Below are 13,030 nucleotides of genomic sequence, written 5' to 3' on the forward strand. Positions count from 1 at the left end.
CACGACGTGCGTGCGCTAGAGCTAGCTAGACGGCCGGACGAACGATAAAACCCCCACAGCCCGGCAACGGGCTGTGGGTTTTTGTTAGACCGCATGCCACGCTTCACTACCGACACGATGCAGCCGCTCGATTCCGCCTTGCCGAACCCGCCCGCCGACCGCGGCAACCCCACCGCGCGCCGCCGCTTGCTCGTCCGCGTCATCGCAATCGGCGTGCTCGTCGCCGCTGCCGGCGCCTGTGCATGGGCGCTCGCTTATCCGGAACGCACGCCGCCCGCCGTCGGCAACATCGTGGAGCAATTGACGGGCGCCAATCCGCACCCCGTCCATCTCGAGCGCCCGCCGGTCGCGCCGCTCAGCGCCATGGCGGAGCTCGGCAAGCAGATCTTCTTCGATCAGAACCTGTCCGCGTCGGGCAAGCTCTCATGCGCGTCGTGCCATAGCCCCGCGCATGCCTACGGTCCGCCCAACGCGTTGCCCGTCCAATTCGGCGGACCGTCGATGACGCTGCAGGGCGATCGGCCGCCGCCTTCGCTGATGTATTTGTATCGCCAGCCGAACTTCAGCATCGGACCGGATGCCTCCGACGCCGACGCCGCGGTCAACTACGCGCAAGAAGCCGTGGCGGCATCGGGCGTCGCCCGCGCGCAAAAGACGGCCGGCGTCGCGCCTGCCGCGCCGGCCATGGTGCCGCAGGGCGGCATGTTCTGGGACGGCCGCGCCGATACGCTGCAAGCGCAAGCGTTCGGGCCGCTGATGAACCCGGTCGAAATGGCGAACACGAGCGAAGACGACGTGGCGCGCAAGCTCTCGGCGAGCGCCTACCGCGACGACTTCCTCAAGCTGTTCGGCCCGAATATCTTCAAGAATCAGCACATGCTGTTGTCGGAGGCGATGTTCGCCGTCGCGCGCTACCAGGTGGAAAACCCGACGTTCCACCCGTACTCGAGCAAATACGATTACTGGCTCGAAGGGCGCGCGCGCCTGACGCACGCCGAGATGCACGGCCTGCAGCTCTTCAACGATCCGAAGAAAGCCAACTGCGCGGGATGCCACCTGTCCAAACCGTCGCCCGACGGCCTGCCGCCGATGTTTACCGACTACCAATACGAGGCGCTCGGCGTGCCGCGCAACAACAAGCTCGCCGCGAACCACAATTCGAGCTACTACGACATGGGCATCTGCGGCCCGTATCGCACGGACCTGAGCGCGCAGACCCAATACTGCGGCATGTTCCTCACACCCACGCTGCGCAACGCGGCCACGCGCCATGTGTTCTTCCACAACGGCGTCTATCACACGCTCGACGACGTCATGAAGTTCTACAACCTGCGCGACATCGCGCCGGGCAAGATCTATCCGCACGACGGGCAAGGTCACGTCTTGCAATACGACGATCTACCCGCGAAGTACCACGCCAACATCGACAAGGCCGACGCGCCGTTCGACCGCAATCTGGGCGATCCGCCGTCGATGACCGACGACGACATCAAAGACATCATCGCGTTTTTGAATACGCTGACGGACGGCTACCAGCCGAACCGAAGCACGCATTGAGCGTATCGACCGCACGGAGCGCGGCGCGCTGGACGCCGCGCCTGCCCGAGCGAGCACCGGGGCATAGGCGATAAAAAACCCGCAAAGGCGATCGCTCACCTTTGCGGGTTTTGTTTAGGCGCGTCGAGCTAAGTTAGCCCGCAGCCGCGTCCTTCAGCTTCTTCAGCGCGCGTGCCTTGATGCGCACGCTTGCCGGCTTGGCCGGGAACCAACGCTCCGCACCCGTGAACGGATCTTTGCCGAAGCGCTTCTTCTTCGCCGGCACGGCTTGCACGACGATCTTCAGCAGGCCCGACAGCGTGAACTCGCCGGCACCCTTCTTGTGCACCGAGCCGAGGATCGTGTCTTCGAGTGCGGCGAGCACGGCCTTGACGGACTTCGGCTCGATTGCCGAACGCTCTGCGAGGTGGGCAGCCAGCGAGGCCTTCGTGAAGGTGTCCTTGATCGGCGACGGAGCGCCGGACGCCTTCACGGCGACCTTCTTAGCCGCGGCAGTCTTCGCGGGAGCTTTCTTGGCAACTGCTTTTTTCGCCGGTGCGGCGGCAACCTTTTTCGCAACCTTCTTTGCGGAAGTAACCATGTTTCTCCTACCTGTTGGTCGTTGAACGCACGAAACGGGCATGACATGCGCCGCTTCAACGCCGGATTCTACAAGCGCTGCGCGGCTTCATGCATCTATTTTGTGTTTCGAGAGCGTGTTTACAGGGGGATTTGTTGCTCGGCGCCGACTATTTCGGCGGTGGAAAGGCCCGTCGACGATCGGCAAGCACCGACGACGACGGGTAACAAAGGGTTTGCCCGAACGGGATGAACCCGAAATCAAGCTGCTTTCGGTCTTATCTCACTTCTCACTCAGGCCATGCCGAGCGCGGGATCGCTCATGCTATGGCAGCCCGTTTCGACGTGACCGGCAAGCATGCGCACGAACAGCGGGTCCGTGTCGACCGTCACGTGCAGATCGTACCACGCATGGTAGGCGCGCAAATCGACATACAGGTCCACGCTTTCGCCGCCGGCGACACGGCGCGTCACGCTGGTGCCGTCGTAAGCGTTCGCGATCGTGAACTCGCACGCGGCGGCGCCCTTGTTTTGCAGGCGTAATTCGATGTTGCCGTTCGCGACGTCGTACGATTCGACGACGTCCGGCACGGCCGCGCCCGCGCTCCACCAATGCGCCGCGACGGCGCGGCCGACGAAACGCCGCGCAAATCCGTTCGGCCCGTGCACCGCGAAATCGTAGCTGCCGTCCAGATCGATCGCGAATTCGTCGGCAAGGTGCTTGTGCGGTTCGACCGTGTAGGCGCGCGGCGCATCGGCACTGTGCGCCTTGTAGACATGGAACGCGGCACCGGCGCGTCCGGTGTTCGTGAATTTCAGGCGCAATTGCGATTGGCCGGCCTCGGCCGTCGCACGCACGAACAGCTCGTAAGGCAGCGCGCGCGCATGACGTACCCCCGTTTCCTGCTGCGGCTTGGCTTGCACGAGCGGCGGCAGCGGCACGTAATCGGGATGGCGCTGCTGATCGGGCGGCACGTAGCCGCTCGTGCTCGGCAGCGCCGGGAAGACGCCGTTCGGATCGGCGAAATCGAATGCGCGCGTCAAATCGCCGCAAACGGCCTTGCGCCACGGTGTGACGTTGGCTTCGCAAAGATTGTGCGCGTGCCCGAAGCGCTGCGCGATGAAACGGATGATCGACGTGTGGTCGAACGTTTCGGAGCACACCCACCCGCCCCTCGACCACGGCGACACGACGAGCATCGGCACGCGCGGTCCGAGCCCATAGGGGCCCGCCGGATAGGTCCCGTTGCCGGCAAAATACTCGTTGACGGTATCGACCGTCGAAAGGCCCGACTCGTTCGACCAAGGCGCGAACGGCGGCGCAACGTGATCGAAGAAGCCGTCGTTCTCGTCATAGGTGATGAGCAGCGCCGTCTTGCTCCACAGCGCCGGATTCGACGTCAGGATCTGCAGCACCTGATCGACGTACCAGGCGCCGTAGTTCGCGGGCCAGTTCGGATGCTCGGAATACGCTTCGGGCGCCACGATCCACGACACTTGCGGCAGCGTGCCGTTGCTCACGTCGTTCCTCAACACGTCGAAATAGCCGCCGCCGGCAGCGACGTTCGTGCCCGTGCGCGCGTTTTCGTAGAGCGGATCGCCCGGCTGCGCATTGCGGTACTGGTTGAAGTAGAGCAGCGAGTTGTCGCCGTAGTTGCCGATGTAAGCGTTTTGCGTCCAGCCCCAGGAGCCCGCCGCGTTCAGGCCCGTACCGATGTCCTGATAGATCTTCCACGAAATGCCGGCCGCCTGCAGCACTTCGGGATACGTCGACCATGCATAACCCGCCTCGGCATTGTCGATGACGGGACCGCCGCCTTTGCCGTCGTTGCCCACCCAGCCCGTCCACATGTAGTAGCGATTCGGATCCGTCGGCGTCATGCCCGAGCAGTGATAGGCGTCGCAAATCGTGAAGGCGTCGGCGAGCTGATAGTGGAACGGGATGTCTTGGCGCGTGAGATACGCCATCGTCGTCGTGCCCTTTGCGCTGACCCATTGATCGTAGCGGCCGCCGTTCCAAGCGTTGTGCGTGCTCGTCCAATCGTGCGGCAGGTCCTGCAGGAACTGCAGGCCGAGGTCGGGCGCGCTCGGCCGGAACGGCAGGACGTAGCCGGCATCGGCCAGTCCGGGCTGATGCCATACGCTGTTGCCGTTCGGCAGCCGGATCGCGCGCCGGTCGCCGTAGCCGCGCACGCCACGCAGCGTACCGAAGTAGTGGTCGAACGAGCGGTTCTCCTGCATGAGGATCACGATATGCTCGATGTCGTTGATACTGCGCGTCGCGTCGTTGGCGGGGATGGCCAACGCGTTGCGAATGCCGGCGGGCAATGCGCCCATCGCGGCGGCCGCGCCTGCCGCTTGAGCGGCGGCGCGCAGAAAATCACGGCGGCTAGTCGATGTCATATTGAATTCGTGTATCTGACGAGGGAATGGAACGGAGACGGCCTCGCCGGTAGCGAAGCACGTCGGCGCACTACGGCAAAACGAACCACCAGAAGAACGACGAATGCACGACGAAGATAGGCAATGCAGGCAACGGGACGGCAAATACTTGGTTCCGCCGAACGGCAGTGAGGCAGTGAAACGGGCGAGTCAGTTCCAGTCGGCCCTGCGCATGACGCGCGGCTGCAGCGCATCCGACGCGGCCTGCGGCAGCGTGCCGTCTGCGGCCGCGATGCTCGGCGTGCTTGCCGCAACCAGCGTCGCGGCTGGGCTGTCGTCGCCGGTATCGAAGCGCTGCGCGCCGGCCCCCGCCGGCGTCGCCGCGCCCCGCGTCCCAGGCAGCATCGGCGCCGCGGCCGCGGCACTCGATTGCGCATCGAGATCGTCATGACCGCCGTCGCATCCGGCCGCGAGCGCGCAACCGATACCGGCCGCCACCGCGACGGTCAGCATCCGTCCATGCGTCGCCGGGGACGAGGCACCCAACCAACGCGACAAACACGACAAACACGACAAACGTTTGCTCCGTAGCGCAAGCGCTATCCACGATCGACGCTCGATCATCGCACTAGATGCTCCCGTACGAAAGTCAGCACACTAAAAAGGCAACGGATTGCGGCAACGGATCGGTACCGCATCGATCCACGCCGTCCGTCGGAATGGCCGCCCAGCAAAGGAAGAAATCGTGTCCGCTTGATGAATGGGAATGCGAGTACGAGACGGCCACGTATACGAACAACGCGCGCGCGGCTTGACGCCGAGCGCACAAAACGCAAAGAAGCGCGGTTGCGGCTTCGGGGCGCCGGAAAATAGCCGCCCCCCCTAACCCTAGGTTAGCTCAGCGCGCCACCGCGCCGTTATGCGGCGGCGATGCGAGATGGCCGACGTAATCGCGCAGATACGTATCGAATGCCGCGCCCACCTCGGGATGCCGCAGCGCGAATTCGACGGTCGCTTTCAAATAGCCGAGCTTGCTGCCGCAATCGAACCGCTGGCCCAGGTACCGGTAGGCGAGCACTTGTTCTTCGGTCAACAATGCGGCGATGGCGTCGGTCAATTGCAATTCGCCGAGCACGGTCGGCTCGAGCCGGCGCAAATGCTCGAAGATGCTGGGCATCAAAACATAGCGGCCGACGACCCCGAGATTCGACGGCGCGGCCTCGGGGGAAGGCTTCTCGACGATGCCCGACAGCTTGAAGATGTCTTCCTCCCACTCCCGTCCCTCGACGACCCCGTACGAGCGGCTGTCTTCTCGAGCGATCGTTTCCACGCCGACGATCGTGCTGTGATAGTGGTTGAAGACCTCGATCATCTGCCTCATCACGGGCTGCGCGCCATGCAGCAGATCGTCCGCGAGAATGACGGCGAACGGGGTGTCGGCGACGAGCTTTTCGGCGCACAGGACGGCGTGGCCGAGACCGTGGGCAGCCGGCTGACGCACGTAAAAGCAATCGACATGGCTCGGCTTGATGCCGCGCACGAGCTCGAGCAGTTTCTCCTTGCCGCGCGCTTCGAGTTCCGCCTCGATCTCGTACGACGTGTCGAAGTGATCTTCGATCGCGCGCTTGCTGCGTCCCGTGACGAAGATGAGTTCCGTGATGCCCGCTTCGATCGCCTCTTCGACCGCGTATTGGATCAACGGCTTATCGACGACAGGCAGCATCTCCTTCGGGCTTGCCTTGGTAGCGGGCAAAAATCGAGTCCCCAGTCCCGCCACTGGAAACACCGCTTTAGTGACTTTCAACATCGTTCGTTCCCTTGGTGTACTTGTTATATCGCAAGCGCGGCGCGAGCTCATCCCAAGCTTCGCGCCGCCCGAACACGATCGATCTTCGAACGCGATCGCATACCGCCAATACAAATCCGGCCATTGCGCGTCCATCCATGCGACGCGCATTTTTATGTCGAACCCGCCGACGTACAACGATCTATTTATGTTGTCTAGTAGCGCGCTATCAGCGCTGTCAGCGCTTAGCGCGCCCCGCGCACGGCAGCCTGCGCGAGAATGGCCGATACGCTCTCGATCTGCTTGCCGGGGGCGTACGGTTGGGGTTGCGACTTGGCCGCCTCGGTGCCGCGCAGCCCTTGCGGTTCCTCGTCGACGACGTCGACACGCAGGCGCGGGGCCTTCGTGAAAGCTTCGAAAGCTCGCTTCGACGCGGCACTATCGGCGATCGCGCGATCGAGCGCCACGCGCGCGCACCACTTGAGCGCGAAGCGCTGCACGCGTCCGAGAGGATCGGCGCCCACGCTCTGACGCAAGTGCCATACCACCGGACGCCGCACAATCATGCCCGCGAGCGCACCGACGAGCATCGTGCGCGGCGTGTTGGCATAAATGACGTCGACGTGCCGTGCACGCTTGACGGTCTCGCGCACGAGCGACACGAGGCCCGACAGCGTGCGCGACTTCGGCGGCCCTTGACGCCCGGTCACGCCGTAAAGCGCGGGCGTGTCGAGCACATCGACGGCCACGCCGGCTTCCTCGAGCGCAAGACGGAACGGGCCGTCGTCGAACAGGACGACTTCGACCGATTCCTTCAGATGACTGGCCACCTTCAGTAACGATACTTCCGCCTCGTCGAGTCCACCGCTTTGATCGAGCGCGAGCACGCGGACGGCGTCCGGCGCGCTCGCTTGCCCCGTGCCGCCCGAGTGGTCCGACGACGGCTCGCCGCTATCGTGCTTCGTCGCGCCCGGCATGACTTGTTCGACGAATCCCATGAAGCGCTCGCGGAACGTGGCGATGGAAAAGCGTTCCGCATTGGCGCGGCAATCGCGTACCGAGAAACGATCGGTGTTCCGCTCGAACTCGCGAACGGCGGCAACGACGGACGGCACGCTCTGTTCGCGGAAAAAGAGCCCGGTCGGGTGCGCATCTTCGCCTAGCTCACGCACCGTCTCGAGCACGCCGCCCTTGCCGAATGCGATGACGGGCGTGCCACACGCCTGAGCCTCGACCGGCGCGATGCCGAAGTCCTCTTCCGCGGCGAAGACGAAGGCCTTGGCGCGACGCATATGGTCATGCAGCACAGCGAACGGCTGATAGCCGAGGATCTCCACGTTGGGGCCGGCCTTCGCGCGAATCGTCTTCATCTCGGGGCCATCGCCGATCACGACGAGGCGCTTGCCGGGCATGCGCGAAAACGCCTCGACGATCAGGTCGATCTTCTTGTACGGCACCATGCGCGAAGCCGTCAGATAGAAATCTTCCTTTTGCTCGCCGACGAGGAACGATTGAACGTCGACGGGTGGAAAGATCACGCGAGAATCGCGGTGATAGACCTTCTTGATCCGTCGCGCGATGAACTGCGAATTGGCGACGAAATGGTCCACGGAATTGGACGTGCGCGTGTCCCAGGTGCGAATGTAATGGAGCACCATGCGCGCCATGATCGAGCGCATGCCCCGGGTCAGGTTCGATTGCTCGAGGTACTGGTGCTGCAAGTCCCACGCGTAGCGAATCGGCGAGTGCACATAGCTGACGTGCACTTGATCCGGGCCGGTCAGCACGCCCTTGGCCACCGCATGGCTGCTCGAAATGACGAGATCGTAGGCGCTCAAATCGAGCTGCTCGATTGCGATCGGCATCAGCAGCAAATAGGCCCGGTACTTCTTTCTGGCCAGCGGTAGCCGCTGGATGAATGACGTCGTGGCGTGCTTGCCCTGCAAGAACTTCCTGTCCTCGACGAAATCGACGAGGCTGAATACGTCGGCTTGCGGAAAGCAGGCGATGATCTGCTCGAGCACCCGCTCGGCCCCTGCATAGGTGACCAGCCAATCGTGCACGATCGCCACACGGGGCGCGCGTGCGATCGGCGCCCGTTGCGGGGCCCGATAGGTCTCGCTGTGTCGATCGAGCGTGGCGGATGCGTCGGCGAAATTGTCGTGGCTCATGCGCTTCTCCTCTAGGCGCCATAGCCTACGAACAAAGTATTCCCAATACACCTCGAAATTATTTCAAAAAAATGCAGACATCCGCTCGGCGTGCGCGGGGCGGGGATGCGCGATGAAACATTGATCGCGCCCTATCTTGTTTTTGATTTATTTTTTGCGGTTGCCGCGCGCGGGCGCAGCGCGCCGCCGGCCTGTCGAACGCAAGCGGCCGGACCGGCCGCCGTTTCGAAATTACATTGCTTGTAAAAGCTGCCGATGCGTGCGCGAACTCAGCTTCGCTGCAATTGCCAGCCGAGACCCAGGCTCTTTTGTAGTTGTACGAAATCCTCGAGCAACTGAGCACGGCCGGCGATCACGTCCTGCTGCGCCGAAAACTGCGTGCGTTCAGTGTCGAGCAGGTCGATTGCCGTCGCCACGCCCGCGGCGTAGCGCTGCCGCATGAGTGTCGATGCGCGCTCGGCCGAGTCGTCCACCTGTTCGAGCCGCACGACATGCTCGCGTTGATGACCATAGCGTGACAGGGCCGAATTCGCGTCTTGAAGCGCCGCGAGCACCGTGTGCTCGTAATGCGCGCTCGCCTCGTCCCGCGACGCCTTTGCCGAACGAACGTCGGCGGCCACGCGTCCGAAATCGAGGATGTTCCACTGCAGATACGGTACGCCGAGCCATGAAAAATTATTTTTTCTCAGCAAGTGCCCCGGGTTGGCCGCGGTGTATCCGAGGTCACCGAGCAGCGAGACTTTCGGGAAATAGTCGGCGACGTGCTCCCCGATTTGAGCGTTGCTGGAGGCGAGGCGGCGCTCCGCCGCGCGAATGTCGGGACGCTGGCGCAGCAACGCCGCGGGATCGCCGATACTCACCAATGCGGGCAACGTCGGCAGCGGCCCCGCGACAGCGAGTTCCGCGTCGAGCGCGCCCGGCGCGCGCCCAGTCAAAACGGCGAGCCGATCGAGCGATTCGTCGATCTGTTCGTCGAGCGGCACGAGCGCGGCACGCGTGGTTTGGACTTGACCGGCAAGCCGCTCGACGTCGACGTCCGCCGCCGTTCCATGTGCACGGCGCTGCTGCGTCAGCGAGAGCATCTGCTGCTGCAGATCGGCCGATTTCCGTGCCAGCACGAGCCGCTGCTGCTCGTCGCGCAAATCGATATAGGCTTGCGCCACTTCCGCCGCGAGCGAAACCTGCGTATCGGCGAGATCCGCGTCGCGTGCATCGGCCTCGTCCGAGGCGGCTTCGATCGAGCGCCGCGTGCCGCCGAACAGATCGATCTCCCACGACGCGTCGAGCCCCGCCGTATAGAGCTGCAAGGGGCCCCGGCCCGAACCGCCGCCGCTGTTTCCGCTGCCGCTACCGCTGTTGCCCGACGAAAGCGCCGACAAGTCGGGGCTGCGCGTCCGCACGGCGGCGGCATCGGCCGACACCTTCGGCATCTCGTTCGCTCGCTGTCCCATGAGTTGCGCGCGCGCCTCGCGTAAGCGCGCCTGCGCCACATGCACGTCGGGATTGTGGGCCAGCGCCGCATCGACGAGTGCATCGAGTTGGGTATCGCCGAGTTCGCGCCACCATGCGCTGGCGGCCGGCGCGGTAGCGGCGACGCCGGTAGCCGGCGCACGCACGAACGAGGATGCTTTCATCGCATCGGCCGCGACAGGCGGCGCACCGCGGTAATCGGGCCCGACCGTGCAGGCCGACAGCGCGCCAAGTGCCAAGGCGGTGCAAGAAGCGGCGGCAAACCGCGTGGAACGACGAATCGACATAGTCGGGACCTAAAACCTAAATCTAGTTCAATGCCCCGCCGAGGCGGAGCCGCCCGGCTGCGAGGCCGGCGTTTTCAAGAGCAGCGCGAGCGGAATGCAGGTCAGCAGCGCGATGGCGAGCACGTAGAACGTTTCGGAGTACGTCATGACCGCGGCTTGCTGCTGAATCTGCGCCGCGAATTGCGCGAGCGCCTGCATCTTCGCGTAGGCGGCATCGCCGGTCCGCGCCAGCCAGCCGGCCGCGCTCGCCGCGATCCGCTCTTGCCCGATGAGCGAATTGGCACTCACCGAGTCGCGCAGCACGGCGACGTGAAACGCGTTGCGCCGATCGATGACGACGCCGATCACGGCAAGCCCCACCGAGCCGCCGAGATTGCGCGCCATGTTGTAGAGCCCGGCGGCGTCGCCCGATTCTTCGCGCGAGACCGCGGCCATCGATGCCTGATTGAGCGGCATCATCGCCAGCATCTGCCCGACGCCGCGCAGCAGTTGCGACCAAACGAAATCGTGCCCCGTGCTTAGCGCGGTCAAGCTCGTATCGAGCATGCAGCTCGCGATGAAGCACACGAGGCCGGAAATGACCATCAAGCGATAGTCGACTTTGCCGAGCAGCCGCGGCAGCAACGGCATCATCAGGAATGCGGGCACGCCCGAAAGCAGCATGATGTCGCCCGCTTGCTCGGCGTTGTATCCGGCGATGAGGCTCAAGAACTGCGGCACGAGGTAGGAGACACCGTAGAGTCCCGCGCCGACCGCAAACACGATGACGATGACGCTCGCGTAGCGCGGGTTGCGCAGCAGCGAAAGCCGCATGATCGGCTTCGCGGCGACGAACTGCGAGATGCCGATCAAGATGAAGCCGAGGACGGCGACGATCGCGAACGTGACGATTTCGCTGGATTCGAACCACTGATGCCGCTGCCCTTCTTCGAGTACGAGCGTGAGCGAACTGAGGCCGATCGAAAGCCCGACGATGCCGATCCAGTCCGCGTTGACGAAGTCGTGCCAATGCGGCGGATCGGCCGGCAACCCCGCGACGAGCAAGACGAACAGCGCGATGCACACGGGCAAATTGATGAAGAAGCACCACGCCCACGATACGTTTTCGGCCAGCCATCCGCCGAGAACCGGCCCGAGCAGCGGGCCGAGCAGCACGATGAGACCGAAGATCGTCATGCCGACCGCGAGCTGCGAACGCGGCAGCCGCGTGCGAATGATCGTCTGCGCCGTCGGGATCATCGCGCCGCCCGTGAACCCTTGCCCGACGCGGCCGACGATCATCCATTCGAGCGAATGCGACAGCCCGCACATCATCGAGAACGCCATGAACAACACGGCGTTCGTCAGCAAGAAGTTGCGCAGCCCGAACACGCGCGTGAGCCAGGCCGCGAGCGGGATCATGACGATCTCCGACATCAGGTAGCCCGTCGAGATCCAGGTACCCTCGGTGCCCGTCGCGCCGACCGAACCTTGAATCTGCGGCAATGCCGAGTTCGTGATCGAAATGTCGAGCGTCGCCATCAACGCACCCAGCGATCCGGCCGCCACCGCGACCCAATCGGCGGCGTGCGCGCGCTCGGGATGGCTCGGCGCTGCGCCGGCGCCGGCCTGCGTCGCGGCGTCAGCCATGGGCGTTCTCGGCGGCGAGGCGCCGATCGTCCGCCTTCGCCGAGCGCGTGTCGACGTCGACGGTCACCGATAAGCCGGGCAACAGCAGCGCACGCGTTTTCGGGCCGGCATCGATGCGAATCCGAACCGGCACGCGCTGCACGATCTTCGTGAAGTTGCCGGTCGCATTCTCGGGCGGCAGCAGCGCGAACTCGGAGCCCGTGCCGGGCGCAAAGCTATCCACGACACCGTGCAGATCGATGCCGCGCAGTGCGTCGACGTGCAGTGTCGCGCTTTGGCCCTGACGCATATGGCCGATCTGCGTTTCCTTGAAATTCGCATCCAAATAGACGTTTTGCACGGGCACCACGGTCAACAGGCGCGTGCCGGGCTGCACGTATTGGCCGACGCGCACGGACCGATCGCCGACGCGTCCCGCGATCGGGCTATACAACGTCGTGTCGTTCACGTCCAACTGCGCTTGCCGCAAGCTCGCGCGCGACGCTTCGACCTGCGCCTTGGCCTGCGCGATCTGGGCGGTCGTGGCATCGATCTGCGTCTGCGCCGAACGCACGGCCGCGGCGTTGGCCGCGAGCGTGGCACGCGCTTGATCGCGCGTGCTGACCAGGCTCGCGAGCCGCTCGCTCGTCTCGGCGCCCGTCGCGGCGAGCGGCGCGTAGCGGCTCACGTCGTCTTGCGCGTGCTGGGCCGCGACGCGCGCCACCTGCTCTTGCGCCTGCGCTTGGACGACACCCGCCTGCTGCTGCTTCAGATCGGCCTGGGCGCGCGCCAAATCGGCCTCGCGCGCGTCGACCGTCGCCTGCGCCTGTGCGAGCGATGCTTCGTACTGCCGAGTATCGAGCCGCACGAGCGGCGCACCGGCCGCCACCGCCTGGTTGTCGCGCACATAAACCTGCGTGATATAGCCGCTGATCTTCGGGGCGACCGTCACGCTGTCGGCTTGCAGATACGCATCGTCGGTGCTTTCGATGAAACGGCCGACCGTCCACCACTGCGCGAGCCACGCGATCCCGGCGACGAGCGCGACGATGATCCCGGCGATGAGCCAGCCGCGATTGCGCCCGCGCCGCGGGGCGCTGCCGCCGCGCTCCTGCTGCGTGTCACCGCGTGGCCGGGCGTCGATTGTCGTTGACATGATTCCAGTGTCCTGCCGAGGGTATGAGTTTCAGATTCGTCCACAATTATTCCAG

General features: G+C 64.5%; 8 protein-coding genes and 1 pseudogene. 1 reads left to right on the plus strand and 8 read right to left on the minus strand.

Annotated elements, in window-relative coordinates; all coding sequences use genetic code 11:
- Positions 1–93 precede the first annotated feature (93 nt).
- On the plus strand, positions 94–1,557 hold the full coding sequence (locus DWV00_RS01640; protein WP_115531780.1) for a cytochrome-c peroxidase: 1,464 nt from the start codon (positions 94–96) through the stop codon (positions 1,555–1,557).
- Between the two features lie 133 nt (positions 1,558–1,690).
- On the opposite strand, the gene DWV00_RS01645 is transcribed toward DWV00_RS01640, so the two are convergent.
- From DWV00_RS01645 to DWV00_RS01685, 8 genes and pseudogenes are all read right to left on the minus strand, one after another.
- On the minus strand, positions 1,691–2,137 hold the full coding sequence (locus DWV00_RS01645) for an HU family DNA-binding protein (protein ID WP_115531781.1): 447 nt from the start codon (positions 2,135–2,137) through the stop codon (positions 1,691–1,693).
- A gap of 272 nt (positions 2,138–2,409) precedes the next feature.
- Positions 2,410–4,518, minus strand: coding sequence for a phosphocholine-specific phospholipase C (locus DWV00_RS01655; protein ID WP_115531782.1), 2,109 nt, complete (start codon positions 4,516–4,518; stop codon positions 2,410–2,412).
- Between the two features lie 189 nt (positions 4,519–4,707).
- Positions 4,708–5,010, minus strand: coding sequence for a hypothetical protein (locus tag DWV00_RS01660; RefSeq protein WP_115531783.1), 303 nt, complete (start codon positions 5,008–5,010; stop codon positions 4,708–4,710).
- 385 nt (positions 5,011–5,395) lie between these two features.
- On the minus strand, positions 5,396–6,304 hold the full coding sequence (galU, locus tag DWV00_RS01665) for a UTP--glucose-1-phosphate uridylyltransferase GalU (RefSeq protein ID WP_115532219.1): 909 nt from the start codon (positions 6,302–6,304) through the stop codon (positions 5,396–5,398).
- A 353-nt stretch (positions 6,305–6,657) separates the two neighbouring features.
- A pseudogene (locus DWV00_RS01670) lies at positions 6,658–8,454 on the minus strand (glycosyltransferase); the annotation flags it as partial.
- Between the two features lie 269 nt (positions 8,455–8,723).
- A complete protein-coding gene (locus DWV00_RS01675) occupies positions 8,724–10,211 on the minus strand; it encodes an efflux transporter outer membrane subunit (protein WP_115531785.1) in 1,488 nt (495 codons plus the stop codon).
- A 27-nt stretch (positions 10,212–10,238) separates the two neighbouring features.
- Positions 10,239–11,840: an MDR family MFS transporter gene (locus tag DWV00_RS01680; protein WP_115531786.1), complete on the minus strand. Its 1,602-nt coding sequence runs from the start codon at positions 11,838–11,840 to the stop codon at positions 10,239–10,241.
- Entirely contained in the window at positions 11,833–12,975 is a 1,143-nt protein-coding gene (locus DWV00_RS01685) for an HlyD family secretion protein (protein WP_115531787.1), read from the minus strand. The genes DWV00_RS01680 and DWV00_RS01685 overlap by 8 nt, the downstream gene beginning before the upstream one ends.
- Between the last annotated feature and the right edge of the window lie 55 nt (positions 12,976–13,030).

This window comes from Trinickia dinghuensis, from assembly GCF_003367175.1.
GTDB classification, from domain to species: Bacteria; Pseudomonadota; Gammaproteobacteria; order Burkholderiales; family Burkholderiaceae; genus Trinickia; species Trinickia dinghuensis.

What these genes read in the sequence shown, in the direction of transcription:
- DWV00_RS01645 (WP_115531781.1), bottom strand. Translation starts at nt 2,137, where the DNA reads ATGGTTACTTCCGCAAAGAAGGTTGCGAAAAAGGTTGCCGCCGCACCG.
- DWV00_RS01685 (WP_115531787.1), bottom strand. Translation starts at nt 12,975, where the DNA reads ATGTCAACGACAATCGACGCCCGGCCACGCGGTGACACGCAGCAGGAG.
- DWV00_RS01680 (WP_115531786.1), bottom strand. Translation starts at nt 11,840, where the DNA reads ATGGCTGACGCCGCGACGCAGGCCGGCGCCGGCGCAGCGCCGAGCCAT.
- galU (WP_115532219.1), bottom strand. Translation starts at nt 6,304, where the DNA reads ATGTTGAAAGTCACTAAAGCGGTGTTTCCAGTGGCGGGACTGGGGACT.
- DWV00_RS01660 (WP_115531783.1), bottom strand. Translation starts at nt 5,010, where the DNA reads ATGCTGACCGTCGCGGTGGCGGCCGGTATCGGTTGCGCGCTCGCGGCC.
- DWV00_RS01675 (WP_115531785.1), bottom strand. Translation starts at nt 10,211, where the DNA reads ATGTCGATTCGTCGTTCCACGCGGTTTGCCGCCGCTTCTTGCACCGCC.
- DWV00_RS01640 (WP_115531780.1), top strand. Translation starts at nt 94, where the DNA reads ATGCCACGCTTCACTACCGACACGATGCAGCCGCTCGATTCCGCCTTG.
- DWV00_RS01655 (WP_115531782.1), bottom strand. Translation starts at nt 4,518, where the DNA reads ATGACATCGACTAGCCGCCGTGATTTTCTGCGCGCCGCCGCTCAAGCG.